This window comes from Streptomyces sp. NBC_01320, assembly GCF_035974375.1.
GTDB classification, from domain to species: Bacteria; Actinomycetota; Actinomycetes; order Streptomycetales; family Streptomycetaceae; genus Streptomyces; species Streptomyces yanii.
Map to the genome: position 1 here is coordinate 5132044 of NZ_CP108390.1, position 24100 is coordinate 5156143.

Annotated in this window: 22 protein-coding genes; 12 read left to right on the forward strand and 10 right to left on the reverse strand. The window is 71.4% G+C overall.

Annotated elements, in window-relative coordinates; genetic code table 11:
• Nucleotides 1-137: 137 nt before the first annotated feature.
• From hutH to OG395_RS23140, 5 genes are all read right to left on the reverse strand, one after another.
• Nucleotides 138-1688 carry a histidine ammonia-lyase gene (gene hutH, locus OG395_RS23120; protein WP_078839839.1) on the reverse strand — a complete coding sequence of 517 codons (1551 nt, stop codon included), beginning with the start codon at nt 1686-1688 and terminating at the stop codon, nt 138-140.
• Nucleotides 1689-1778: 90 nt separating this feature from the next.
• Nucleotides 1779-2960, reverse strand: coding sequence for a GGDEF domain-containing protein (locus tag OG395_RS23125; RefSeq protein ID WP_327244660.1), 1182 nt, complete (start codon nt 2958-2960; stop codon nt 1779-1781).
• Between the two features lie 86 nt (nt 2961-3046).
• The gene (locus tag OG395_RS23130) at nt 3047-3859 is read right to left on the reverse strand and encodes an enoyl-CoA hydratase/isomerase family protein (RefSeq protein ID WP_327244661.1); all 813 of its coding nucleotides are present in this window, start codon (nt 3857-3859) and stop codon (nt 3047-3049) included.
• 75 nt (nt 3860-3934) lie between these two features.
• Entirely contained in the window at nt 3935-5107 is a 1173-nt protein-coding gene (locus OG395_RS23135) for an adenylate/guanylate cyclase domain-containing protein (RefSeq protein WP_327244662.1), read from the reverse strand.
• A 351-nt stretch (nt 5108-5458) separates the two neighbouring features.
• Nucleotides 5459-6325 (reverse strand): biotin--[acetyl-CoA-carboxylase] ligase, encoded by an 867-nt coding sequence (locus OG395_RS23140; RefSeq protein WP_327244663.1) that lies wholly within the window; start codon nt 6323-6325, stop codon nt 5459-5461.
• A gap of 199 nt (nt 6326-6524) precedes the next feature.
• Here OG395_RS23140 and OG395_RS23145 point away from each other — a divergent pair, with 199 nt between their 5' ends.
• The 4 genes from OG395_RS23145 to OG395_RS23160 all read left to right on the forward strand — a co-directional run bounded on the left by OG395_RS23145 (nt 6525) and on the right by OG395_RS23160 (nt 9370).
• Nucleotides 6525-8108 carry an acyl-CoA carboxylase subunit beta gene (locus OG395_RS23145; protein WP_327244664.1) on the forward strand — a complete coding sequence of 528 codons (1584 nt, stop codon included), beginning with the start codon at nt 6525-6527 and terminating at the stop codon, nt 8106-8108.
• A gap of 14 nt (nt 8109-8122) precedes the next feature.
• Nucleotides 8123-8329, forward strand: a complete 207-nt coding sequence (locus tag OG395_RS23150) for an acyl-CoA carboxylase subunit epsilon (RefSeq protein WP_327244665.1) — start codon at nt 8123-8125, stop codon at nt 8327-8329.
• 155 nt (nt 8330-8484) lie between these two features.
• On the forward strand, nt 8485-8613 hold the full coding sequence (gene mmpB, locus OG395_RS23155; RefSeq protein ID WP_266982230.1) for a morphogenic membrane protein MmpB: 129 nt from the start codon (nt 8485-8487) through the stop codon (nt 8611-8613).
• 145 nt (nt 8614-8758) lie between these two features.
• Complete coding sequence (locus tag OG395_RS23160) at nt 8759-9370, forward strand: nucleoside triphosphate pyrophosphatase (RefSeq protein WP_327244666.1); 612 nt, start codon at nt 8759-8761, stop codon at nt 9368-9370.
• Nucleotides 9371-9383: 13 nt separating this feature from the next.
• On the opposite strand, the gene OG395_RS23165 is transcribed toward OG395_RS23160, so the two are convergent.
• Nucleotides 9384-9854: a hypothetical protein gene (locus tag OG395_RS23165; RefSeq protein WP_327244667.1), complete on the reverse strand. Its 471-nt coding sequence runs from the start codon at nt 9852-9854 to the stop codon at nt 9384-9386.
• Nucleotides 9855-10266: 412 nt separating this feature from the next.
• Between OG395_RS23165 and OG395_RS23170 the strand changes: the two genes are divergently transcribed.
• A complete protein-coding gene (locus OG395_RS23170) occupies nt 10267-12021 on the forward strand; it encodes an acetyl/propionyl/methylcrotonyl-CoA carboxylase subunit alpha (protein WP_327244668.1) in 1755 nt (584 codons plus the stop codon).
• Nucleotides 12022-12202: 181 nt separating this feature from the next.
• On the forward strand, nt 12203-12796 hold the full coding sequence (locus OG395_RS23175) for a TetR/AcrR family transcriptional regulator (RefSeq protein ID WP_327244669.1): 594 nt from the start codon (nt 12203-12205) through the stop codon (nt 12794-12796).
• A gap of 231 nt (nt 12797-13027) precedes the next feature.
• Here the strand turns inward: OG395_RS23175 and OG395_RS23180 are convergent, their stop codons facing one another.
• Together OG395_RS23180 and OG395_RS23185 are read right to left on the reverse strand one after the other, a co-directional pair.
• Nucleotides 13028-13990: a DeoR/GlpR family DNA-binding transcription regulator gene (locus OG395_RS23180; RefSeq protein WP_327244670.1), complete on the reverse strand. Its 963-nt coding sequence runs from the start codon at nt 13988-13990 to the stop codon at nt 13028-13030.
• A 177-nt stretch (nt 13991-14167) separates the two neighbouring features.
• Nucleotides 14168-15607, reverse strand: coding sequence for an NAD(P)H-quinone dehydrogenase (locus tag OG395_RS23185; protein WP_327244671.1), 1440 nt, complete (start codon nt 15605-15607; stop codon nt 14168-14170).
• 273 nt (nt 15608-15880) lie between these two features.
• Between OG395_RS23185 and OG395_RS23190 the strand changes: the two genes are divergently transcribed.
• From OG395_RS23190 to OG395_RS23200, 3 genes are all read left to right on the forward strand, one after another.
• On the forward strand, nt 15881-16318 hold the full coding sequence (locus tag OG395_RS23190) for a gamma-glutamylcyclotransferase (RefSeq protein ID WP_266982241.1): 438 nt from the start codon (nt 15881-15883) through the stop codon (nt 16316-16318).
• Nucleotides 16319-16422: 104 nt separating this feature from the next.
• Complete coding sequence (locus OG395_RS23195) at nt 16423-17247, forward strand: purine-nucleoside phosphorylase (protein ID WP_327244672.1); 825 nt, start codon at nt 16423-16425, stop codon at nt 17245-17247.
• A gap of 108 nt (nt 17248-17355) precedes the next feature.
• Nucleotides 17356-18996, forward strand: a complete 1641-nt coding sequence (locus OG395_RS23200; RefSeq protein WP_327244673.1) for a phospho-sugar mutase — start codon at nt 17356-17358, stop codon at nt 18994-18996.
• Nucleotides 18997-19447: 451 nt separating this feature from the next.
• On the opposite strand, the gene OG395_RS23205 is transcribed toward OG395_RS23200, so the two are convergent.
• Nucleotides 19448-20092: a PH domain-containing protein gene (locus OG395_RS23205; RefSeq protein ID WP_327244674.1), complete on the reverse strand. Its 645-nt coding sequence runs from the start codon at nt 20090-20092 to the stop codon at nt 19448-19450.
• 136 nt (nt 20093-20228) lie between these two features.
• Here OG395_RS23205 and deoC point away from each other — a divergent pair, with 136 nt between their 5' ends.
• The 3 genes from deoC to OG395_RS23220 are packed head-to-tail and all read left to right on the forward strand — an operon-like array spanning nt 20229 to nt 23597.
• Complete coding sequence (deoC, locus tag OG395_RS23210; RefSeq protein ID WP_327249428.1) at nt 20229-21191, forward strand: deoxyribose-phosphate aldolase; 963 nt, start codon at nt 20229-20231, stop codon at nt 21189-21191.
• A 5-nt stretch (nt 21192-21196) separates the two neighbouring features.
• Nucleotides 21197-22636, forward strand: coding sequence for an aldehyde dehydrogenase family protein (locus OG395_RS23215; protein ID WP_266982249.1), 1440 nt, complete (start codon nt 21197-21199; stop codon nt 22634-22636).
• Nucleotides 22626-23597, forward strand: a complete 972-nt coding sequence (locus tag OG395_RS23220; protein ID WP_327244675.1) for an aldehyde dehydrogenase family protein — start codon at nt 22626-22628, stop codon at nt 23595-23597. The genes OG395_RS23215 and OG395_RS23220 overlap by 11 nt, the downstream gene beginning before the upstream one ends.
• Nucleotides 23598-23666: 69 nt before the next feature.
• Here the strand turns inward: OG395_RS23220 and OG395_RS23225 are convergent, their stop codons facing one another.
• Nucleotides 23667-24071 carry a hypothetical protein gene (locus OG395_RS23225; protein WP_327244676.1) on the reverse strand — a complete coding sequence of 135 codons (405 nt, stop codon included), beginning with the start codon at nt 24069-24071 and terminating at the stop codon, nt 23667-23669.
• Between the last annotated feature and the right edge of the window lie 29 nt (nt 24072-24100).

Genomic DNA, 24100 nt, shown 5'->3' on the forward strand with positions numbered 1-24100 from the left:
GGCCGGGCGAGACCTTGTGCACGCACACCAGCCGCTCCGCGGCGGGCCGCTCCCCGATCAGGCCCGATCCGAACGAGAGGCCTCAGAGCCTGTCGGGTGACCTCTGATCGGGCGGCCGAAGGCCACCCGACAGGTGCTCAGGCCAGTGCGCCGGTGACGGGCTCCACCGCAGCCACCAGCTTCCCGCTCCGCACGAACGCGTCCGCGGCAGCCAGATCCGGCGACAGGAACCGGTCCGGGCCGGGCCCCTCGACGCCGGCCGCCCGCAGCGCCTCGATCGCGGCGAGGGACGCGGGCGCGGGGGCGAGCCCCTGGGCGGCGCGCAGTTCGATGGCGCGAGTCGCCGCGTACAGCTCGACGGCGACGATCCGGCCGAGGTTCTCCACCGCGGTACGGAGCTTGCGCGCCGCCGACCAGCCCATGGAGACGTGGTCCTCCTGCATCGCGGAGGACGGGATCGAGTCCGCCGACGCCGGGACCGCGAGCCGCTTCATCTCACTGACCAGGGCGGCCTGCGTGTACTGGGCGATCATCAGACCCGAGTCGACACCGGCGTCGTCGGCGAGGAACGGCGGGAGCCCGTGCGAACGGTTCTTGTCCAGCAGCCGGTCCGTGCGGCGCTCGGTGATCGAGCCGAGGTCCGCGGCGACGATCGCCAGGAAGTCGAGCACGTACGCCACCGGGGCGCCGTGGAAGTTGCCGTTGGACTCGACGCGGCCGTCCGGCAGGACGACGGGGTTGTCGACGGCGGAGGCCAGTTCGCGGTCGGCGACGATCCCGGCGTACGCAAGGGTGTCCCGCCCGGCTCCGTTGACCTGGGGCGCGCACCGCACGGAGTAGGCGTCCTGGACACGCGGGGCGTCGTCCTGGTGGTGGCCGGTGAGGCCGGACCCGGCGAGCACCCGCAGCATGTTGTCGGCGCTGACACCCTGGCCCGGGTGCGGGCGGATGGCGTGCAGCTCCGGGGCGAGGACCTTCTCCGTGCCGAGCAGCGCCTCCAGGCTGAGCGCGGCGGTGATGTCGGCGGAGGTGTAGAGGTTCTTCAGGTCGGCGAGGGCCATCACCAGCATGCCGAGCATGCCGTCGGTGCCGTTGAGGAGGGCGAGGCCCTCCTTCTCGCGCAGTTCGACGGGGGCGATGCCGTGCGCGGCGAGGAGCTCACCGGCCGGGCGCACGACGCCGTCGGGGCCCTCCGCGTCACCCTCGCCCATCAGCGTCAGGGCACAGTGCGAGAGCGGTGCCAGGTCGCCGGAGCAGCCGAGCGAGCCGTACTCGTGCACGACGGGGGTGATGCCCGCGTTCAGTACGTCTGCCATGGTCTGGGCAACCTCGGGGCGGACGCCGGTGTGGCCGGAGCAAACCGTCTTCAGGCGCAGGAACATCAGGGCCCGCACGACCTCGCGCTCGACGCGCGGGCCCATCCCGGCCGCGTGCGAGCGGACGATGTTGCGCTGGAGCTGGGCCCGCAGGTCGGGGCTGATGTGCCGGCTGGCGAGCGCGCCGAAGCCGGTGGAGACGCCGTAGACCGGCTCGGGCTTGGCGGCCAGCGCGTCCACGATCTCGCGGGCGGTGGCGAGTGCGCTGACTGCGGCTGCGGAGAGCTCGACGCGGGCTCCCGCGCGAGCCACGGCGATGACGTCCTCTGCGGTGGTGCCGGACGTCCCCACCACGACTGTGTGCATATCCATATTCAGAAGCGTACGGACTGAAACTCTCCATGTCACTAGTGGTCGTGCGGTTGACCCCTTACCGATCCCGATCGCGGTTCCGCACGAGTGCTACGGACGGCTGCCGCGCAGTCGGCGGCGATCATGGGCGGACTTCGGCGGCGAGTCGGCCAGCCGGATGACCTCGCCGTCCCGCCCCGCCACCACCGGTTTCGTCGACCGAGCCGCCTTCGCCCGGTACTGGGCGGCGTCCGCCAGCCGGAAGAGCCGCCGGGCCGAGACCACCGGACCGATCGGGTCACCGGTCGACGCGATCCCGCAGGCGACCCCGTCGCCGTGCTCCAACTCCGATGCGCGGTCGCAGAGTTCGGTGGCCACCCTGATCACCTCGTCCGCCTCGGGGCCCACGGCGAGCAGACAGAACTCGTCACCGCCGAGCCGGGCCGCGAGCGCGCCCGGCAGCATCGCGCCACACCGTGACAGCACCGAGCCGAAACGTTCCAGCAGTCGGTCGCCGACCGCGTGGCCGAGCGTGTCGTTGACCGCCTTCAGGCCATTCAGGTCGCAGACGACCAGGCTGACCACCGAGCCGTCGGCACGGTGCCGTTCCACCGCCTCGTCGAGCCGCGCATCGACGAGGCGACGGTTGGCCAGCCCCGTCAGCGGGTCGGTGAAGGCGAGCTTGCGGACCTCTTCGAGGCGCTCGGTCTGGGAGATCCCGGCGGCGACGACGGCGGCCAGCACGGTCGCGAAGTCCGCGTCCTCCCGCCCGAACACCGCCTCCCCCACCGGTCGCGCCACATAGAGCTCACCCCAGGCCCTCCCGTGCAGCACGATCGGCGCGACCACACAGCAGCCGCGCCGGCGGCGCCGCAGAGCCGCCACGCGCTGATGGTAGTAACCGCTCCCGTGTCCTCCCCCACCCGCCGATTTCACGTCGGACGCGACATCGTCCTCGCCGACCGGTCCGTCGGCCGTCTCCACCCAGGCGTCCGGTTCACCACCCCCCGCCCACCGCTCGTGCAGGAACTCGGTGATCTCCGGGAACTCGTGCACCGGGTACGTCTCCTCGTCGGGGAACTCATCCTCTCCCGCGGCGCGTTCACCCGCGTTCACCAGCACCCGGAGCCGCCCCGGCCCGCGCTCCCACACGGAGAGCGCGGCGAAACTGCCGCCCAACGCCTCGCACGCCCCCAGCGCGGCCGCCCGCCAGGACTCGCGCGGGGTATGCGCCGCAGCCATCGACTGCGCAAGCGATACGACGGCCCGCAGCCGCACATCCTCACCACCCATCGTTACATCGTATGTAGATCTGTGGTGATTTGATCAACTTGAAGCCGCGAATCGGCTGCTCTGCGCGTCGGAACCATGGCGTACCGTTACTCGCCGGGCCAGTTCGGCTTCCGCTTCTCGTTGAACGCGGCCACGCCCTCGGCCCGGTCCCCGGAGAAGGCCACCGAGCGCCAGGCCGCATCCTCCACTTCCAGTCCGGCCCGCAGATCGAGCCCGTGGCCGAGCCGCAGCGCGCGCTTCGCAGCGCGCAGACCCACCGGCGAGTTGGCCGCGATCCGCCCGGCGAGCGCGAGCGCCCGCGTCCGGTCCTCCCTGGCCTCCACCAGCTCGTCGACGAGCCCCAACTCCCTTGCCTCAGCGGCCTCCACCCGCCGGGCGGTGAAGACCAGCTCGGCGGCGCGCGCCGCCCCGACCCGGCGCGGCAGCAACTGGGTACCGCCGCCCCCCGGGATGACACCGACCGACACCTCCGGCAGCCCCACCACCGCGGTCCGGTCGGCGACGATCAGATCGCAGGAGAGAGCCAGCTCGAATCCGCCGCCGAGGGCGAACCCGTGCACGGCGGCGACCGTCGGCATCGGCAGGTCGAGGACGCCGGTGTAGGCGGCGCGCGCGGTGGGTCGCTGCCGCACCAGCTCGGCGTCGGTGAAGGAGTTCCGCTCCTTGAGGTCCGCGCCCACGCAGAAGGCGCGCTCGTGGCTGGAGGTGAGGACGGTGACCCGCACGGCGGGGTCGGCGGCGAGCGCCGCACAGGCGGCGCCGATCGAGCGGGCCATGTCCGTGGACACGGCGTTCATGGCCTTGGGCCGGTCGAGAACCAGTTCGGCGACATGGTCCTGGCCCTCGTGGACCCGTACGACGACGAACTCCCCGAACCGCTGCTCGGACGTGACGGTCATGACTGCACCCCTCCGGTTAACGAGCGTTACCGGAGGGATCCTAGGGGGTGCCTGCGACCGCGCCCCGGGGCGCGGTCAGGACATACCGCGCCGGGCCAGCAGCCACGGCTCCACCACGCCGAGCCCACGCACCGGCCGCTGCCACATCGGCTGCAGCCCGTACCGGTACTTCGGCACGGCCAGCGGCTCCACGCCGTTCTCGCGCTCCTTCTCGGCCGCCGCGGCCTCCTCCGCCGCCTGCGCCTCGGAGGCTGGGGCGTCGCCCGTACGCGTCAGCTCCTCCGCGAACGCGCCGTCCACCAGCACGGCGTCCTTGGGCGCTATCGAGGTGAGCCGGCTGGCGAGGTTCACCGTCGTGCCGAAGACATCGCCCATCCGGGTCGTGACGGTGCCGAAGGCGATGCCGACGCGGAGCGCGGGCATCGTCTCGTCCTGGGCCATCGCCTCTATCAGGCGCAGCGCGATCTCGGCCGCCGTGCCCGCGTCGTCGGCGGCGAAGAGGACCTCGTCACCGAGGGTCTTGATGAGCCGGCCGCCGTGCGCGGCGACCAGGTCGGCGCAGGTCGTCTCGAACGACTCGACGAGCTCGCCGAGCTCCTCCTCCTCCAGCCGCCGGGTCAGCCGGGTGAAGCCGACCAGGTCCGCGAAGCCGACGGCGAGCCTGCGGTCCACCATCTCGTCGTCGTCGGCCGCCTGCACCACCCGGCCGGTCGCGGCGGCGAGCTGGCGCCGCCAGACATAGATGAGGAACTCCTCCAGCTCCGGCAGGAGCAGCTCCACCAGGGGATACGTGACCTCGGTGCGGGTCATGCCGGGCTCGGGCGGCTCGGTCAGCCCCTCCAGGAAGGAATCGATCTGCCATTCCGCCAGCCGGGCGGTGGTCTGCCCGGTGGACCGGGCGACCTGCACCGCCATGGGCTCGCTGAGCAGTCCCGCCTCCACGAGTCCGGCGAGCCGCCGCAGCGCGAGCACGTCCGCCTCGGTCAGCGCCTTCGCCTGCCCGATGTCGGCGAACCCCATGGCGCGCCAGAACCGCGACGCCAGGTCCATCGAGACACCGGCGGTACGGGCCGCCTGGAACGGGGTGTAGCGGCGGTCCGCCCCCAGGATCAGCTGTTCCAGCCGGATCGCGAGGGGATCGTCGGTCGGTTCCGCGGTGTGGTCGACTTCGTGATGCGGCGTCGCGTGGACCGAGGGTTCCGGTGGGGGCTCCGCGCCCGCGCCGGAGCTCGTGTCGTCGACGGTCACCAGCCGCCTCCTGCCCGTTCCCTGCGCACTGCCCTGCCGATCTGTCGGTGGATCGCCTCAACGATACGGCAGGTGTGCGCTACCTCACTAAGTGAGGGCGCCCCGGCCGGGGCCGGGGGCGTGGGGGTTTGCTCCCCGGCGGGTGGTTCCCACCGGGACGGCCGGACGGGGCACCCCGTACGGGACCGGGCCGGGGGCTCGTGGTGGCTGCGGGTGGTGGGCCACGGCGACCCCGTACGTGGCGCGGGCGCCATGGGACCGGGCCGTCCACGCTGCGCGCGGGTGCCGCCGGTGGGCGCTCCGGCGGGCGTGCCGGGCGGCGCGACGGGGCAGAGCCTGCCGGGAGGGGCACTAGGTGAGGCCGCCCTCCGCGCCCCTCAGATGGACGATGTCGCCCGCCGACACCGGTTCCTGGAGGCCTTCGTCGGTGGACAGGACCAGGCGGCCGTCGCCGTCGATCGCCACCGCCTCACCGGTGAGGGAGCGGTCGCCGGGGAGCTGGGCGCGTACCGTCCGCCCCAGCGTCGCGCAGCCCGCCGCGTACGCCGCCTGGAGGCCGCTCTCCGCCGCGTCGCCGTCGGCCGCGCGCCATTCCTCGTACCAGTGCTCCAGCGAGCGCAGCACGCCCCGCAGCAGCGTCTCCCGGTCGGTGGAGACCGCTCCGGCCAGGGCGAGGGAGGCGGCATTGGGGGCGGGGAGCTCGTCCGCGTGCAGGGAGACGTTGACGCCGATACCGACCACGACGCCGTTCGCGGCGCGCTCGGCCAGGATGCCGCCCGCCTTCCGCTCCTCGCCCGCCACCGTGACCAGCAGGTCGTTCGGCCATTTCAGCGCCATGTCGACGCCCGCCGCCTTGGCCAGGCCGGTCGCCGCCGCGACACCCGCGAGCAGCGGCAGCCAGCCCCAGCGATGGACCGGTACGCCGTCGCCTGGCGTCAGGTAGACGGAGAAGAACAGGCCGGAGCGGGCGGGCGCAGTCCAGGTCCGGTCGAGGCGGCCTCGGCCCGCGGTCTGTTCCTCGGCGATCAGGACCGTGCCCTCGGTGAGTTCCGCAGCCCGCCCCGCGAGGTCGGAGTTGGTGGAACCGGTCGTGTCCACGACGTCGAGTGAGGTCCACAGTCCGCCGGGCCGCAGCAGTCCGCGGCGCAGCGCGGGGACGTTCAGGGGCGGCCGGTCCAGGTCCGACCAGCGGTTCTGTGACGCATCCGGAGGTGTCATGCAAGCCACCCTAGGTGTGGCAAACGACGCACTGCCGAACGGTATCCGCGCCGATACGCTACGGATCAGTAGCCATTCAGTACCTTCGGCAGCTGCCCGGCCGGCCGTCCCCGCGCGCGCATCGCGCACCCGGCCGCGCACGCAGCCGTAGAACCCACCAGTCAGTCGTCCCCGTGACCAGGCAGGGAGCCGCCACCCGATGTCCGAGCCGGAAGAGATCGACATCCACACCACCGCGGGCAAGATCGCGGACCTGCAGCGCCGTATCGACGAGGCGACACACGCCGGTTCCGCACGCGCGGTCGAAAAGCAACACGCCAAGGGCAAGTTGACCGCCCGCGAGCGGGTCGATCTCCTGCTCGACGAGGGCTCCTTCGTGGAGCTCGACGAATTCGCCCGGCACCGCTCCACCAACTTCGGCATCGAGAAGAACCGCCCGTACGGAGACGGTGTCGTCACCGGCTACGGCACGGTCGACGGCCGCCCCGTCTGCGTGTACTCGCAGGACTTCACCATCTTCGGCGGCTCGCTCGGCGAGGTCTACGGTGAGAAAATCGTCAAGGTGATGGACTTCGCGCTCAAGACCGGCTGCCCGGTCATCGGCATCAACGACGGCGGCGGCGCACGGATCCAGGAGGGTGTGGCCGCGCTCGGTCTGTTCGCCGAGATCTTCCGCCGCAATGTGCACGCCTCGGGTGTCGTCCCGCAGATCTCGCTGATCGTCGGACCGTGCGCCGGTGGCGCGGTCTACTCCCCCGCGATCACCGACTTCACCGTCATGGTCGACCAGACCTCGCACATGTTCATCACGGGTCCCGACGTCATCAAGACGGTGACCGGTGAGGACGTCGGCTTCGAGGAGCTGGGCGGCGCCCGTACGCACAACACCACCTCGGGTGTGGCGCATCACATGGCGGGGGACGAGAAGGACGCCATCGAGTACGTCAAGTCGCTGCTGTCCTACCTCCCGTCGAACAACCTCTCCGAGGCGCCCGCCTTCCCGGAGGAGGCGGATCTCACGGTGACCGACGAGGACCGTGAGCTCGACACCCTCATCCCGGACTCGGCGAACCAGCCGTACGACATGCACACCGCCATCGAGCATGTGCTGGACGACGGCGAGTTCCTGGAGACGCAGGCCCTGTTCGCGCCGAACATCATCACCGGTTTCGGGCGGGTCGAGGGCTACCCCGTCGGCATCGTCGCCAACCAGCCGATGCAGTTCGCGGGTTGTCTGGACATCAACGCGAGCGAGAAGGCGGCACGCTTCGTCCGCACCTGCGACGCGTTCAACGTGCCCGTGCTGACCTTCGTCGACGTCCCCGGCTTCCTGCCCGGCGTCGACCAGGAGTACGGCGGCATCATCCGGCGCGGCGCCAAGCTGATCTACGCGTACGCGGAGGCGACCGTCCCGCTGATCACGGTGATCACCCGCAAGGCGTTCGGCGGCGCGTACGACGTCATGGGCTCCAAGCACCTGGGCGCCGACATCAACCTCGCCTGGCCGACCGCGCAGATCGCGGTGATGGGCGCGCAGGGTGCGGTGAACATCCTGCACCGCCGCACGATCGCGGCCGCCGAGGATCAGGAGGCGACCCGCGCCGAGCTGATCGCCGACTACGAGGACACGCTGCTCAACCCGTACGTGGCGGCCGAACGCGGCTACGTGGACGCGGTGATCATGCCGTCCGACACCCGGGCACACGTGGCGAAGGGGCTGCGCCAGCTGCGCACGAAGCGGGAATCCCTGCCCCCGAAGAAGCACGGCAACATCCCCCTCTAGAAAGGGTCCTGACCATGATCAAGGTCGTACGGGGCAACCCGACCCCGGAGGAGCTGGCCGCCGCACTGGCAGTGGTCCAGGCGCGCGCCGCGGCGACGGCCGCTGTGTCGTCCGGCGCGCCCGCGCCGGCCGAACAGTGGTCCGACCCGGGCCGCATCGCCCGCCGGGAGCGCCACCGGCCCGGCCCGCGGGCCTGGGCACGCACGTACTGGCCGGGGTAGCCGTCCGGCCGCACGGTGTCCTCGGAGGCCCGGAACCCGCCACGGGGGTCCGGGCCTCCGCCGTGCGGCCGCGGAACGATCTGGTCCGTACGCACCAGGGCGGCTGAGTACCCGTACTCAGGCGCCGCGGGGGCGGCCGCAGCAGGATCGGGACCATGCTGTGGTCCGACCCCGAGAACAAGCCCCCGAAAGAGCTGCGCGACGCCCAGGACATGATGCGGCGCGTCTGGCTGGTGCTTGCGCTCGCCATGGTCGTCGCGATGCTGGCGCTCGGCACCCGCTGACGCCGTGGGCGCCCGGTGCCGCAGCGCGCTTCATGACGGCGGATGCCCCGTGGTGCGGCGCGTGCCGCAGTCGTGGGCGCCCGGCGCCGTGGCGTGCGCCGAGGCCGTGGATGCGTGGTACTGCGACGCGCCGGGCCCTTCTACGATGGCCGGTATGACTGATCAGCGCCGTCTCGTGCTCGCCTCCGCCTCCCCCGCCCGTCTCGGTCTGCTGCGCCAGGCAGGCTTCGCACCCGAGGTGATCGTCAGCGGTGTGGACGAGGACGCGTTGACCGCCCCGACGCCGGGCGAGCTGGCGCTCGTCCTCGCCGAGGCGAAGGCCGCCGCCGTGGCCGGCCGCCCGGAGGCCGCGGGGGCCCTGGTCGTCGGATGCGACTCGGTCCTCGAACTCGACGGCGAGGCGCTCGGGAAGCCGTCCGACGGCGAGGACGCCACCGCCCGCTGGAAGTCCATGCGCGGCCGGTCCGGGATCCTGCAGACGGGCCACAGCGTGATCGACACGGCGACCGGGCGTACGGCGTCCGCGACGGCGTCCACCGTCGTCCGGTTCGGTGAGCCCACGGATGCCGAGATCGCCGCCTACGTCGCCTCGGGCGAGCCGCTCCATGTCGCGGGCGCCTTCACGCTGGACGGGCGCTCGGCACCGTTCGTCGACTCCATCGAGGGCGACCACGGCAATGTCATCGGGCTCTCGCTGCCGCTGCTGCGCCGGCTCCTGGGCGAACTGGGTTTCTCGGTCACCGACTTGTGGGTCTGACGCGACGGGCGGGTCACGCGGGCGCCGGAGCACCCTCTTCGGCGCCGCCGCCGTTCCCGTCCGCCTCGCCGTCGCGCTTCTCGCGCACGGTCCCGTACGCCACCAGAGTCAGCACGATCAGTCCGAGCACGACCATCATGAAGGCGAACGCGGCCCAGCCGACCAGCCCCACGGTCAGTGCGCCCAGCACCCCGTGCACCACGGCGCAGCTGATCAGGGCGAACCGGCCGACCCGGCCGGGGGCCCGGTCACGGATGCCGGTCAGCAGCAGGACGAGACCGCACAGCAGCAGATAGAGGCCGGCGACGCCGCCCATCGCCCACGCTCCGGCGGACATGGCGGCGGGATCGAGCCCGGCCAGCGACATCTCCTGGTTGTCGACCACCGTCGCCAGGATGCCGTTGACGAGCACGATGCCCGCGGCTTCCACGAACAGCACGATCGCGGCCACGAAAGCCACCGGTCTGCGCACCACGGCGCTCACCCCCTGTTACCTGCAGTACGTGCGATAGCGCGGACCCTACTAACGGGTAATCCTTCGGACAAGAGTTCAGACCGCCCTGCCTGCCTCTTTCCGCACCCGGACATGGATCACACTCGGCACACGGACTCCGCGTTGTCCCGCCCCTCGTGCGTCGCGCAAAGAAAACCCCGCCCGTTAGTAGGTACTCGACAAAGAAACGCCGGGAGCTGTCGTTCCTGTGAACAGAGACCTGGACCACACCTCGTGGCTACTGTGCGGTCATGAAACCCGGCGTACCGTGGTGCCACAAGGGATTTCGCGCTTCGAGCAGGCCTCGAATCACGCTCCGTGTGGGCAAGCTCACCAATGGGGACGGGTCGTAAGGCCGTGTCGGTAGTCCCTAAACTCAGCTTGTTTCAAGGAGGGAGCCATCGTGCGCAAGGTGCTCATCGCCAATCGTGGCGAAATTGCTGTCCGTGTTGCTCGGGCATGCCGGGATGCCGGGATCGGGAGCGTGGCCGTCTACGCCGACCCGGACCGGGACGCTCTGCATGTGCGTGCGGCCGACGAGGCATTCGCTCTGGGCGGTGACACCCCGGCCGCCAGCTATCTGGACATGGCCAAGGTGCTGCAGGCTGCCAAGGACTCGGGGGCGGACGCGATCCACCCGGGCTACGGCTTCCTGTCGGAGAACGCCGAGTTCGCCCAGGCCGTGCTGGACGCCGGGCTGACCTGGATCGGTCCGCCGCCGCAGGCGATCCGCGACCTGGGCGACAAGGTCGCCGCCCGCCACATCGCGCAGCGTGCCGGTGCGCCGCTGGTCGCCGGCACCCCGGACCCGGTGTCGGGTTCCGCGGAGGTCGTGGCGTTCGCCGAGCAGCACGGGCTGCCGATCGCGATCAAGGCGGCGTTCGGCGGTGGCGGTCGCGGGCTGAAGGTGGCTCGGACGCTGGAGGAGATCCCGGAGCTGTACGACTCCGCGGTCCGTGAGGCGGTCGCGGCGTTCGGGCGCGGGGAGTGCTTCGTGGAGCGCTACCTCGACAAGCCCCGGCATGTGGAGACGCAGTGTCTGGCCGACTCCCACGGCAATGTGGTGGTCGTGTCGACGCGTGACTGCTCGCTGCAGCGCCGTCACCAGAAGCTGGTGGAGGAGGCTCCCGCGCCGTTCCTGTCCGAGGCGCAGAACGTGGAGCTGTACGCGGCGTCGAAGGCGATCCTGAAGGAGGCCGGGTACGTCGGTGCGGGCACCGTGGAGTTCCTGGTCGGTATGGACGGCACGATCTCGTTCCTGGAGGTCAACACCCGTCTGCAGGTCGAGCACCCGGTCACCGAGGAGGTCACCGGTCTCGACCTGGTCCGGGAGATGTTCCGGATCGCGGACGGCGAGAAGCTCGGCTACGACGACCCGGCGGTGCGCGGGCACTCGTTCGAGTTCCGGATCAACGGTGAGGACCCGGGCCGCGGCTTCCTGCCCGCCCCGGGCACGGTGACGGTGTTCGCGCCGCCGACCGGTCCGGGTGTCCGCCTGGACGCGGGCGTCGAGTCCGGCTCGGTGATCGGTCCGGCGTGGGACTCGCTGCTGGCGAAGCTCATCGTGACCGGTGCCACGCGTGAGCAGGCGCTGCAGCGGGCGGCGCGCGCGCTGGCCGAGTTCAACGTCGAGGGCATGGCCACCGCGATCCCGTTCCACCGCGCGGTCGTCACCGACCCGGCGTTCACCAGCGACCCGTTCCGGATCCACACCCGCTGGATCGAGACCGAGTTCGTCAACGAGATCAAGCCCTTCGCCGCTCCCGCCGACGTGGAGGCGGAGGAGGAGGTCGGCCGTGAGACGGTCGTCGTCGAGGTCGGCGGCAAGCGTCTCGAGGTCTCCCTGCCCTCCTCGCTGGGCATGAGCCTGGCCCGCACCGGACTCGCCGCGGGTGCCAAGCCCAAGCGTCGCGCGGCGAAGAAGACCGGCTCCGCGGTCTCCGGCGACACCCTCGCCTCACCCATGCAGGGCACCATCGTCAAGATCGCCGTCGAGGAGGGCCAGCAGGTCCAGGAAGGCGACCTGATCGTCGTCCTCGAAGCCATGAAGATGGAACAGCCCCTCAACGCCCACCGCGCCGGCACGATCAAGAGTCTGGCCGCCGAGGTCGGCGGCTCGGTCTCGTCCGGCGCCGTGATCTGCGAGATCAAGGACTGATCCGCCGATCCGTGCCGGGGCCCCCGCGGAGTCGTACGAACGACTCCGCGGGGGCCCTTGTCGTCTGTCGGCTCCGTCCCGGTGTCGCGGCGGGTTCCGGTCCGGCCCCGGCAAGCGGAGGCGACCTACGTTTACGCAATGGCATCCTGGACCCCGGGGGCGGAAAAGGGAGGACTGCGCAATGGCGATGAGCACGGCACAGACGCCGGGCCGGCCCATGCGCGCCGACGCGCGGCGCAACTACGACCGGCTGCTGTGCGAGGCCCGTACGGCGTTCGCGGAGCACGGCACCGATGCCTCGCTGGAGGACATCGCGCGCCGGGCAGGCGTGGGGATCGGCACGCTGTACCGGCACTTCCCGAACCGGCACGCGCTGATGAGCGCGGTGTTCCAGGAAGCAGTCGCCTCACTGCTCGCCCGCTCCCACGAGCTGGCGAAGGCGGATCCGTGCGGGGGCCTGGTGGACTGGCTCGGCGCGATCATCACCCATGCGGGTGAGTACCGCGGGCTCGCGCAGGCACTCATGTCGACGTCGCGGGACGAGACTTCGGCCCTGTCCGACTGCAACGTGCCGCTGCGCGAGGCGGGGGCACGGCTGCTCGCACGGGCGCAGGCGAGTGGGGCGGTGCGGGCGGACGTGTCGATCGGCGACCTGATGCAGCTGACGAATGCGATCGCGCTGGCGGCGGAGCAGGCGCCGGAGGATCCGGCCCTGGCCGGACGACTGCTGACGCTGACGTTGCAGGGGCTGAAGGGGCCGCGGGCGGCGGGCTGAGACTGCTCCTCAATCGCCGGGGGGCCGGGTTCCGTCGGCCCCATCAAGCCCGTCCGGCACTTGAGCGCTGGGGTTCGGGGCAGCGCCCCGATGGACTCAGAGCGCCCGGCAGTAGGCAGCGCGGGCGAAGGAGCGGGGCTATGGGGGAGTTGGTGATCGACGACAACGCCGCGAGGTGCGTGCCCCGGCCCCGCGACGCCGCGACGCCGCGAAGCCCACTGCCGGGCACTCTCAGCGGCGCCGGAGGTCCGCCACGCGAGCCCGGTCGCCCGGGGACTGGTCCGTCAGGGCCGAAGCCGCGCTGCGCAGTTGCGGCCCCGGACCGCCATGCGTGCGCCGCTGACCGGGCAGGGGCATGTCGCGGCGCGCCTGGCGCCCCGACGGGTGGGAGTCGGTCCCGACCGGCCCCATCCCCGCCCCCGCCACCGCGATCTGTACGCCCTGGTCGGCCAGCGCCTGCAACTCGGTGGCGGACCGCTCGTCGTGGGCCGGAGGTTCGTCCGTCACCAGACGGGTGATCAGGTCCGTGGGCACCGTCTGGAACATCGTGTCGGAGCCGAGCTTGGTGTGGTCCGCCAGGACCACCACCTCCGCGGCGGCCTGCACCAACGCCCGGTCGACGCTCGCCGAGAGCATGTTGGACGTGGACAGCCCCCGTTCCGCGGTGAGCCCGCTCCCGGACAGGAACGCGCGCGTCACCCGCAGCCCCTGGAGCGACTGCTCCGCACCGCTGCCCACCAGGGCGTAGTTGGAACCGCGCAGGGTGCCTCCGGTCATCACCACCTCCACCCGGTTGGCATGGGCCAACGCCTGGGCGACCAGCAGTGAGTTGGTGACGACGGTCAGGCCGGGGATCCGCGCGAGCCGGCGGGCCAGCTCCTGCGTGGTCGTGCCTGCTCCGACCACAATGGCCTCGCCCTCTTCGACGAGACCGGCGGCCAGGTCGGCGATGGCCGTCTTCTCCGCGGTGGCGAGATGGGATTTCTGCGGAAAGCCGGACTCCCGCGTAAAACCGCCCGGCAAAACCGCACCGCCATGCCGGCGGTCGAGGAGTCCTTCTGCCTCCAGTGCCCGCACGTCCCGCCGTACGGTCACTTCGGAGGTCTGGACGACGCGGGCGAGCTCACGGAGCGATACCGCCCCGTTGGCGCGCACCATTTCGAGGATCAACTGACGACGTTCTGCAGCGAACACAAAACTGACAGTAACGTGACCACCCGAGAGTTTTCAGCAGTTTGCGCCGAATAACAGAAGTTGTACACACAAGGGGCCGCCAAGTGATATAGGCGGCCCCGTTGTTGTTCCCTACTGATCGTTCGACGGCCTCCCGCTCGCCCGAGTTGCCAGGGGTTGCCGGGGAATGCCGGGTTCCTACGCCTCGCCGGCCCGCTTCCGGGTGTGCAACTGCCGTGCCACTTCGGCGATCGATCCCGACAGGGACGGGTACACAGTGAAAGCGTTTGCGATCTGTTCCACCGTCAGATTGTTGTCCACCGCGATCGAGATGGGGTGGATCAGCTCGCTGGCCCGCGGCGCGACGACACAGCCGCCGACCACGATGCCGGTACCGGGCCGGCAGAGGATCTTGACGAAGCCGTCCCGGATGCCCTGCATCTTGGCGCGCGGGTTGCGCAGCAGCGGCAGCTTCACCACGCGTGCGTCGATCGCGCCGGAGTCGACGTCCGCCTGGGTGTAGCCGACGGTGGCGATCTCCGGGTCGGTGAAGACGTTCGAGGAGACGGTCTTCAGATTCAGCGGGGCCACCGCGTCACCGAGGAAGTGGTACATCGCGATCCGGCCCTGCATCGCGGCGACCGAGGCCAGGGCGAAGATGCCGGTGACGTCGCCGGCCGCGTACACGCCGGGGGCGCTGGTGCGGGAGACCTTGTCGGTCCAGATGTGGCCGGAATCCTTGAGCCGGACCCCGGCCTCCTCCAGACCCATGCCCGCGCTGTTCGGGATCGCCCCGACCGCCATCAGACAGTGCGAACCGCTGATCACGCGGCCGTCGGCGAGGGTGACCTCGACCCGGTCACCGACCCGCTTCGCCGCCTGGGCGCGCGAGCGCGCCATGACGTTCATGCCGCGGCGCCGGAAGACGTCCTCCAGCACGGCGGCGGCGTCCGGGTCCTCGCCCGGCAGCACCCGGTCGCGGGACGAGACGAGCGTGACGCGGGAGCCGAGTGCCTGGTACGCGCCGGCGAACTCGGCACCGGTGACGCCGGAGCCGACCACGATGAGCTCCTCGGGGAGCTCGTCGAGGTCGTAGACCTGGGTCCAGTTCAGAATGCGCTCGCCGTCGGGGAGCGCGTCCGGGATCTCCCGGGGGTGGCCGCCGGTCGCGATCAGCACGGCGTCGGCGGTGAGCCTCTCCTCCGTACCGTCGGCCGCGGTCACGACGACCGTGCGGGAGCCGTCGGCGGCCTGGAGGCCTTCCAGACGCCCGCGGCCACGCATCACCCGGGCCCCCGCACGGGTGACGGAGGCGGTGATGTCGTGGGACTGGGCGAGCGCCAGGCGCTTCACCCGTCGGTTGACCTTGCCGAGGTCGACGCCGACCACCCGCGCCGCCTGCTCGATGTGCGGCGTGTCGTCGGCGACGATGATGCCCAACTCCTCGTACGAAGAGTCGAACGTGGTCATCACCTCTGCCGTCGCGATCAGGGTCTTGGAGGGCACGCAGTCGGTGAGTACCGACGCGCCGCCGAGGCCGTCGCAGTCGACGACGGTCACCTCCGCGCCGAGCTGGGCGCCCACCAGTGCCGCCTCGTAGCCGCCGGGTCCGCCGCCGATGATCACGATCCGGGTCACAAAAAGTCCGCCTCGCGTATGTCATCCCGCGGCCGTCTGCCGCCCCGGCCGGGGGTCCGGGGGATCACCCCGGGGGTATGCAGTACGTACTCCATTGTCCCGCACGCGCCAACATGCTTCGCCCCGGGGCCCTCCATACGGGAGCCAGGACGGCGAAAGGGGCGCGGCGAGGACCCCTCGCAGAGGCCTCCACGGGTTCTCCTCGGGGGCGCCGACAGGGACTTCCTCACAGGAATCGCCGCTCCTGGGGTCACCTCCCGTACCCTCGACCCCATGTCGCTCTACGCCGCGTACGCCGGCAACCTCGACGCGCGGCTGATGACGCGCCGCGCACCGCATTCCCCGCTGCGCGGCACGGGCTGGCTCAACGGCTGGCGGCTGACCTTCGGCGGGGAGCAGATGGGCTGGGAAGGCGCGCTGGCCACCGTGGTGGAGGCGCCGCGCTCGCAGGTCTTCGTGGCGCTGTACGACATCGCACCGATGGACGAGGACTCCATGGACCGCTGGGAGGGTGTCGGCCTCGACATCTACCGGCGGATGCGGGTCCGGGTGCACACCCTGGACGGCGAGGAGCCGGCCTGGATGTACGTGCTGAACGGGTACGAGGGCGGGCTGCCGTCCGCCCGCTACCTGGGCGAGATCGCGGACGCCGCCGAGTCGGCGGGCGCACCGCACGACTATGTGATGGAACTGCGCAAACACCCCTGCTGAGACCGCGCCGCCGCCCGGTTCTGTGTGAAAGCACAAAGAGTCGCACGGAGACTCTATGCAGGGGCATCTACGCGCGTAGGGAATCACCGGCTACCCTCATCCGCGTGAACGCATCTGTTATTCCGGACAACATCCAGGGCGACCCGCACGCCGCCGCCGCCGACGCCGCTGCCCGCCTGCGCGAGCTGACCGGTGCCGAGACCCACGACGTCGCCCTCGTGATGGGTTCCGGCTGGGCACCTGCGGGCGACGCGCTCGGCACTCCGGAGGCCGAGTTCCCGGTGACCGAACTTCCCGGCTTCCCGGCACCCGCCGTCCAGGGCCACGGCGGCACGATCCGCTCGTACCGGATCGGCGAGAAGCGCGCCCTGGTCTTCCTCGGCCGCACGCACTTCTACGAGGGCCGCGGCGTCGCCGCCGTCGCGCACGGGGTCCGTACCGCTGTCGCCGCGGGCTGCAAGACCGTCGTCCTGACGAACGGCTGCGGCGGTCTGCGCAAGGGCATGCGCCCCGGGCAGCCGGTCCTGATCAGCGACCACATCAACCTGACCGCGGCGTCCCCGATCGTCGGCGCCAACTTCGTCGACCTGACCGACCTGTACTCGCCGCGGCTGCGCGCGCTGTGCAAGGAGGTCGACGACACCCTCGAAGAGGGCGTGTACGTGCAGTTCCCCGGCCCGCACTACGAGACCCCGGCCGAGATCAACATGGTCCGGGTGATGGGCGGCGACCTGGTCGGCATGTCCACGGTGCTCGAAGCCATTGCCGCGCGGGAGGCGGGGGCGGAGGTGCTGGGCATCTCGCTCGTCACGAATCTGGCTGCCGGCCTGAGCGGGGAGCCGCTGAACCACGAAGAGGTACTGCAGGCAGGACGGGACTCGGCGACCCGGATGGGGTCGTTGCTCGCGCGGGTGCTCGACCGCATCTGACCGGGCGTCGCCCTGCGGCGGGCGGTGTCCGCCGCCCGGGACGGCCCCGCGCGGCGTGCCACCCACCCACACCCGGAAAACACCTCACCCCGCAGAAAGGCGGACACCGTGCAGCAGGACCTCATCACGCAGGCCAGGACCTGGCTCGCCGAGGACCCCGACCCCGAGACCCGCGACGAGCTCGCCAAGCTCATCGACGCCGAGGACATCGACGCGCTCGCCGCACGGTTCGCCGGCACGCTGCAGTTCGGTACCGCCGGGCTCCGCGGTGAGCTGGGGGCCGGACCGATGCGGATGAACCGGTCCGTCGTCATCCGCGCCGCCGCCGGGCTCGCCGCCTATCTGAAGGCGAAGGGGCAGACCGGCGGCACGGTCGTCATCGGGTACGACGCCCGGTACAAGTCCGCCGACTTCGCCCGCGACACCGCGGCCGTGATGACGGGTGCGGGTCTGCGCGCGGCGGTCCTCCCCCGCCCGCTCCCGACCCCCGTCCTGGCATATGCGATACGTCATCTGGGCGCCGTCGCGGGCGTCGAGGTGACCGCGAGCCACAATCCGCCGCGTGACAACGGCTACAAGGTCTATCTGGGTGACGGCTCGCAGATCGTGCCCCCGGCGGACGGGGAGATCGCCGACGCGATCGCCGCGGTCGGCCCGCTGGCCGGCGTGGACCGGCCGGAGAGCGGCTGGGAGATCCTCGGCGACGAAGTCCTGGACGCCTATCTGGCCCGCACGGACGCGGTGCTCGACGCCGGATCCCCGCGTACCGCCCAGGTCGTGTACACCGCCATGCACGGCGTCGGCACGTCCGTCCTGACCGCGGCCTTCGCCCGCGCCGGGTTCCCGGAGCCAGTGCTCGTCGCCGAGCAGGCCGAGCCCGACCCGGCGTTCCCCACCGTCGCGTTCCCGAACCCGGAGGAGCCGGGGGCGATGGATCTCGCGTTCGCCACCGCCCGGCGCGCGCAGCCGGACATCGTCATCGCCAATGACCCGGACGCGGACCGCTGCGCCGTCGCCGTCCCGGACCCGTCCGTGGACGGCGGCTGGCGGATGCTGCGCGGCGACGAGGTCGGCGCGCTGCTCGCCGCCCATCTGGTCGCCCGCGGTGCCACCGGTGTCTTTGCCGAGTCGATCGTGTCGTCGTCGCTGCTCGGCCGGATCGCCGAGAAGGCGGGGAACGGGTACGAGGAGACGCTGACCGGCTTCAAGTGGATCGCCCGCGTCGACGGCCTGCGGTACGGGTACGAGGAGGCGCTCGGCTACTGCGTCGACCCCGACGGCGTACGTGACAAGGACGGCATCACGGCCGCACTGCTCGTCGCCGAGCTGGCCTCCGTGCTCAAGGAGCAGGGGCGCACGCTCCTCGATCTCCTCGACGACATCGCGGTCGAGCACGGGCTGCACGCCACCGACCAGCTCTCGGTCCGGGTGGAGGACCTGTCGGTCATCGCGGACGCCATGCGGCGGCTGCGCGAGGCCCCGCCGGTCGCGCTCGCTGGGCTCGCCGTCACGTCGGCCGAGGATCTGTCGGAGGGCACGGAACAGCTGCCGCCCACCGACGGACTCCGCTACCACCTGGAGGGTGCCCGGGTGATCGTCCGGCCGAGCGGCACCGAGCCGAAGCTCAAGTGCTACCTGGAGGTCGTGGTGCCGGTCGGTTCGGCGGACGACCTGCCCGCCGCGCGGGCCAAGGGCGCCGAACTCCTCGCGGGGATCACAAGGGATCTTTCAGCGGCCGCCGGGATCTGAACGCAAGCGCCCTTCGTACGTACGGAGGAATCGGGTACCGCTGTTGCCGCAGCCTTCCGTCTCCTTTCCCGGTCATCGGCCCTGGCCGGAAAAGGGGTGACCCGGTGTCCCCGCACCGAGCCGTCCCCGCTGTCCCGATTGTCCCCGCCTCCCGTGCCGCGCAGCCGCCGGTCACGGGAGGCGGTGGCGCAAGGGCCGGGCCCTGCGGTCCCGGACGCCGCGCCCGCCCCGGCCGGCTGCGCCGCCGTACGCCTGGTCGGGCGGCTGGTGCTCACCCGGTGGTCCGTCTCAGGGCCGTCCCGTCATCCCTCGCGGATCGGCGCGCGGCGTCGGACGCGGTGCATCGCAAGGCGGAGGGCATCCTCACACGGGACGTATCCGGGCGCTCCGACAGAGCAACGGGGTGCTGCAGCTGTCGTCGTGCGCCCGCCGGCGATGAGCAGGACAGCCCTCAGCCCAGCGCCAGCAGCACCACCAGCAGCACGACCCCCGCGACCGACGGTGCAATCACCTCGTACGCCCACCGCACGACGACTGCCTCGGCGCCACCGGTGCCACCCGCGCCGCCCCCACCCTGCTCAGCCATCTCGCGCAGATCCGCCACCGCCTGATCCGCCCCGGCAATCCGCGCATTCGTGTCCCGCACATCAGCATGCACCGACGTCCGCCGGTACGGATCGTCCTGCGACTGGCGCGACTGCTGCCGTGCCGCCTTCTTGCGCTGCCGCAGCGACACCGGCACCGCCCACAGCTGGTACTTCGCGCCGTCCTGGGTGAACAGTTCGGTGGAGTACCCGGCCCGCACGTCCGCGACCGCCGACCACGGCGCCGTGATCGTCCGGAACGGGTTGCGGATCCGGATCCGCTCCTTGTTCACCGACACGACCGGTCGCAGGGTGAACGCGACGATCAGCGGCACGGCCGTCAGCAGTCCGGCCAGGGCGAGCCACGGTGTCCGCCCGTCACCCCTGATCAGGGCATCCACGCCGAGCCAGCAGACCAGCAGGAGCAGCAGGGCACCGCCCACCATCCCGGCGGGTGACCGGAAGGTCCGGTCGGCGTAGGACGGCTCGGTGGGAGGTGTGGGACTCGTCATGAGGCCGATTCTGCCTGACGTGCGGGGGCCCCGCCGGAGCGGCCACCCCGCACCCGCACGTGCACTGCGCTCCACGCCGGTAACCCCTCCCCCCTGTACAGGCCGCTACGCGCGTAGATATGCTCGTCTGGTGACCATGCCCACCACTGCACCCGCATTCTCCGACGCGACCGCGTCCGACGGTGCGCTGCGCCGCTTCCTGCACGGGCTGCCCGGCGTCGACGCCGTCGGCCTCGAAGCGCGCGCCGCGTCCCTCGGAACCCGTTCGATCAAGACGACGGCCAAGGCGTACGCCATCGACCTCGCCATCTCGATGATCGACCTGACGACGCTGGAAGGCGCGGACACCCCGGGCAAGGTCCGGGCTCTCGCCGCCAAGGCCGTCAATCCCGACCCGACCGACCGCACGACCCCGCGCACCGCCGCGGTCTGCGTCTATCCCGACATGGCGGCGACGGCCGCCGCCGCGCTGGCCGGTTCCGGCGTGAAGGTGGCGTCCGTCGCGACGGCCTTCCCCGCCGGGCGCGCCGCGCTCGACGTGAAGCTCGCGGACGTCCGCGACGCCGTGGCCGCCGGGGCCGACGAGATCGACATGGTGATCGACCGGGGCGCCTTCCTCTCCGGCCACTACCTCAAGGTGTACGAGGAGATCCTCGCCGTAAAGGCCGAGTGCGCCCGTGCCGACGGCACCGACGCCCGCCTCAAGGTCATCTTCGAGACCGGAGAGCTGTCCACCTACGACAACATCCGCCGCGCCTCCTGGCTCGGCATGCTGGCGGGCGCGGACTTCATCAAGACGTCGACCGGCAAGGTCGGGACCAACGCCACGCCCGCGAACACCCTGCTGATGCTGGAGGCCGTGCGCGACTTCCGGGAGCAGACCGGGGTGCAGATCGGTGTGAAGCCCGCCGGCGGCATCCGCACTTCCAAGGACGCGATCAAGTTCCTCGTCCTGGTCAACGAGACCGTCGGCGAGGACTGGCTGGACAACCACTGGTTCCGCTTCGGCGCCTCCAGCCTGCTGAACGACTTGCTGATGCAGCGCCAGAAGCTCAGCACCGGCCGTTACTCCGGCCCCGATTACGTGACGGTGGACTGATCCCCATGGCATCTGCATTCGAGTACGCACCCGCCCCCGAGTCGCGGTCGGTCGTCGACATCGCGCCGTCGTACGGCCTGTTCATCGACGGCGAGTTCACCGACGCGGCCGACGGCAAGGTCTTCAAGACGGTCTCCCCGTCGTCCGAGGAGGTCCTCTCCGAGGTCGCGCAGGCCGGCGCCGCGGACGTCGACCGGGCCGTGAAGGCGGCCCGCAAGGCGTTCGAGAAGTGGTCGGCGCTGCCGGGCTCCGAGCGCGCCAAGTACCTGTTCCGGATCGCCCGGATCATTCAGGAGCGCTCCCGCGAGCTCGCCGTTCTCGAAACCCTCGACAACGGCAAGCCGATCAAGGAGACCCGCGACGCGGACCTCCCGCTGGTCGCGGCGCACTTCTTCTACTACGCGGGCTGGGCCGACAAGCTCGACCACGCGGGCTACGGCGCGAACCCCCGCCCGCTCGGCGTCGCGGGCCAGGTCATCCCGTGGAACTTCCCGCTGCTGATGCTGGCCTGGAAGATCGCCCCGGCGCTCGCCACCGGCAACACCGTGGTCCTGAAGCCCGCCGAGACGACCCCGCTCTCCGCGCTCTTCTTCGCGGACATCTGCCGCCAGGCGGGCCTGCCGAAGGGTGTCGTGAACATCCTCACCGGGTACGGGGACGCGGGCGCGGCCCTCGTCCAGCACCCGGACGTCGACAAGGTCGCCTTCACCGGCTCGACCGCGGTCGGCAAGGCGATCGCCCGCCAGGTCGCCGGTACGGACAAGAAGGTCACCCTGGAGCTGGGCGGCAAGGGCGCGAACATCGTCTTCGACGACGCCCCGATCGACCAGGCCGTCGAAGGCATCGTCACCGGCATCTTCTTCAACCAGGGCCAGGTCTGCTGCGCGGGCTCGCGCCTCCTCGTCCAGGAGTCGATCCAGGACGAGCTGCTGGACTCCTTGAAGCGCCGGTTGTCCACGCTGCGCCTCGGCGACCCGCTGGACAAGAACACCGACATCGGTGCGATCAACTCTCAGGAGCAGCTCTCCCGGATCACGGCGCTGGTCGAGACGGGCGAGGCGGAGGGCGCCGAACGCTGGTCGGCCCCCTGCGATCTCCCGTCGTCCGGCTACTGGTTCGCCCCGACGCTGTTCACGAACGTCACCCAGGCGCACACCATCGCCCGCGACGAGATCTTCGGCCCGGTGCTTTCCGTCCTGTCGTTCCGTACGCCGGACGAGGCGGTCGCCAAGGCCAACAACAGCCAGTACGGCCTGTCGGCCGGCATCTGGACGGAGAAGGGCTCCCGCATCCTCGCGGTGGCGAACAAGCTCCGGGCGGGCGTCGTCTGGGCCAACACGTTCAACAAGTTCGACCCGACCTCGCCGTTCGGCGGTTACAAGGAGTCGGGCTTCGGCCGCGAAGGCGGCCGTCACGGCCTGGAGGCGTACCTCGATGTCCGATAACCGTCTGAGTGTCTTCAAGACCTACAAGCTGTACGTCGGGGGCAAGTTCCCCCGCTCCGAGAGCGGCCGGGTGTACGAGGTGACGGCGAAGACATCTGCCGCTGACGCGGCGGACAAGGGCAGGTGGCTGGCGAACGCGCCGCAGGCCTCCCGCAAGGACGCACGGGACGCGGTCGTGGCCGCCCGCAAGGCGTTCGGCGGCTGGTCGGGCGCGACGGCGTACAACCGCGGCCAGATCCTCTACCGCATCGCGGAGATGCTGGAGGGCCGCAAGCACCAGTTCGTACGGGAGGTGGCGGACGCGGAAGGGCTGTCGAAGTCCAAGGCGGCGGCCGTCGTGGACGCGGCGATCGACCGCTGGGTCTGGTACGCGGGCTGGACCGACAAGATCGGCCAGATCGTGGGCGGGGCGAACCCGGTCGCGGGCCCGTTCTTCAACCTGTCCACGCCCGAGCCGACGGGCGTGGTCGCGGTCGTGGCACCGCAGAAGTCGTCGTTCCTCGGCCTGGTCTCCGTCGTCGCGCCGGTGATCGCGACCGGCAACACGGCGGTCGTCATCGCGTCCGCCGACGCCCCGCTCCCGGCGCTGTCCCTGGGCGAGGTGCTGGCCACCTCCGACCTGCCGGGCGGTGTGGTGAACATCCTGTCCGGGAAGACGGCGGAGCTCGCGGCCCCGCTCGCGTCCCACCAGGACGTGAACGCGATCGATCTCACGGGCGCCGACGCCGATCTGGCGAAGGAGCTGGAGATCGCGGCAGCGGACAACCTGAAGCGAGTTCTCCGCCCACCCGTCTCCCGCCACCACCCGGAGAAGGAAGCGCAGAGCTCCGATCGTCCACAGGCTGTGGACGGAGACGACTGGTCGGCCGACCCGGGCACGCACCGCCTGACGGCCTTCCTGGAGACCAAGACGGTCTGGCACCCCACGGGCGCGCTCGGCGTCTCGGGTTCCTCCTACTGACCGACGCGACTGCGGCCCGCCCCTCCGGCAACACTGCGGAGGGGCGGGCCGCGGCCCTGTGTGCGGGGATCAGCCGTGCACCAGCCCCGTCACCTGCCCCATCAACGGCAGGTCGTTCAGCGCACCACCGCCGCTCAGCGGTTCGGTGACGATGCCCGTGGTGACCGGCTTGAAGTCGCCGATCTGCGTCCCCACCCCGTTGGCCAGCGGGTCCACACCCGTCTTGGCCAGCGGGTCGAGCTGAAGGTTCGTGACCGGAGAGACCCCGTGCCCGAGTGTCCCGGTCACCGCGCCCCCGGTCGCCTCACCGACCGCGTCGAGACTGCTGTCGGCGCCCGGGGCCGGAGCGATGGGCAGCGGCGCCGCGTGGGCCGCCGCACCCCCCGCACCGAGCGCGGCGCCCATCGCGGTGACGGTCAGACCTGCGCGCAGCAGCGCGGGGCGTCGGGACCTGGAAAGTGCATGACGTGCCATGGAGTTCCCACCTGATCGACAGCGATCGA

What these genes read in the sequence shown, in the direction of transcription:
- hutH (WP_078839839.1), bottom strand. Translation starts at nt 1,688, where the DNA reads ATGGATATGCACACAGTCGTGGTGGGGACGTCCGGCACCACCGCAGAG.
- OG395_RS23125 (WP_327244660.1), bottom strand. Translation starts at nt 2,960, where the DNA reads ATGGGTGGTGAGGATGTGCGGCTGCGGGCCGTCGTATCGCTTGCGCAG.
- OG395_RS23130 (WP_327244661.1), bottom strand. Translation starts at nt 3,859, where the DNA reads ATGACCGTCACGTCCGAGCAGCGGTTCGGGGAGTTCGTCGTCGTACGG.
- OG395_RS23140 (WP_327244663.1), bottom strand. Translation starts at nt 6,325, where the DNA reads ATGACACCTCCGGATGCGTCACAGAACCGCTGGTCGGACCTGGACCGG.
- OG395_RS23145 (WP_327244664.1), top strand. Translation starts at nt 6,525, where the DNA reads ATGTCCGAGCCGGAAGAGATCGACATCCACACCACCGCGGGCAAGATC.
- OG395_RS23150 (WP_327244665.1), top strand. Translation starts at nt 8,123, where the DNA reads ATGATCAAGGTCGTACGGGGCAACCCGACCCCGGAGGAGCTGGCCGCC.
- mmpB (WP_266982230.1), top strand. Translation starts at nt 8,485, where the DNA reads ATGCTGTGGTCCGACCCCGAGAACAAGCCCCCGAAAGAGCTGCGCGAC.
- OG395_RS23160 (WP_327244666.1), top strand. Translation starts at nt 8,759, where the DNA reads ATGGCCGGTATGACTGATCAGCGCCGTCTCGTGCTCGCCTCCGCCTCC.
- OG395_RS23175 (WP_327244669.1), top strand. Translation starts at nt 12,203, where the DNA reads ATGGCGATGAGCACGGCACAGACGCCGGGCCGGCCCATGCGCGCCGAC.
- OG395_RS23190 (WP_266982241.1), top strand. Translation starts at nt 15,881, where the DNA reads ATGTCGCTCTACGCCGCGTACGCCGGCAACCTCGACGCGCGGCTGATG.
- OG395_RS23205 (WP_327244674.1), bottom strand. Translation starts at nt 20,092, where the DNA reads ATGACGAGTCCCACACCTCCCACCGAGCCGTCCTACGCCGACCGGACC.
- deoC (WP_327249428.1), top strand. Translation starts at nt 20,229, where the DNA reads ATGCCCACCACTGCACCCGCATTCTCCGACGCGACCGCGTCCGACGGT.
- OG395_RS23215 (WP_266982249.1), top strand. Translation starts at nt 21,197, where the DNA reads ATGGCATCTGCATTCGAGTACGCACCCGCCCCCGAGTCGCGGTCGGTC.
- OG395_RS23220 (WP_327244675.1), top strand. Translation starts at nt 22,626, where the DNA reads ATGTCCGATAACCGTCTGAGTGTCTTCAAGACCTACAAGCTGTACGTC.
- OG395_RS23225 (WP_327244676.1), bottom strand. Translation starts at nt 24,071, where the DNA reads ATGGCACGTCATGCACTTTCCAGGTCCCGACGCCCCGCGCTGCTGCGC.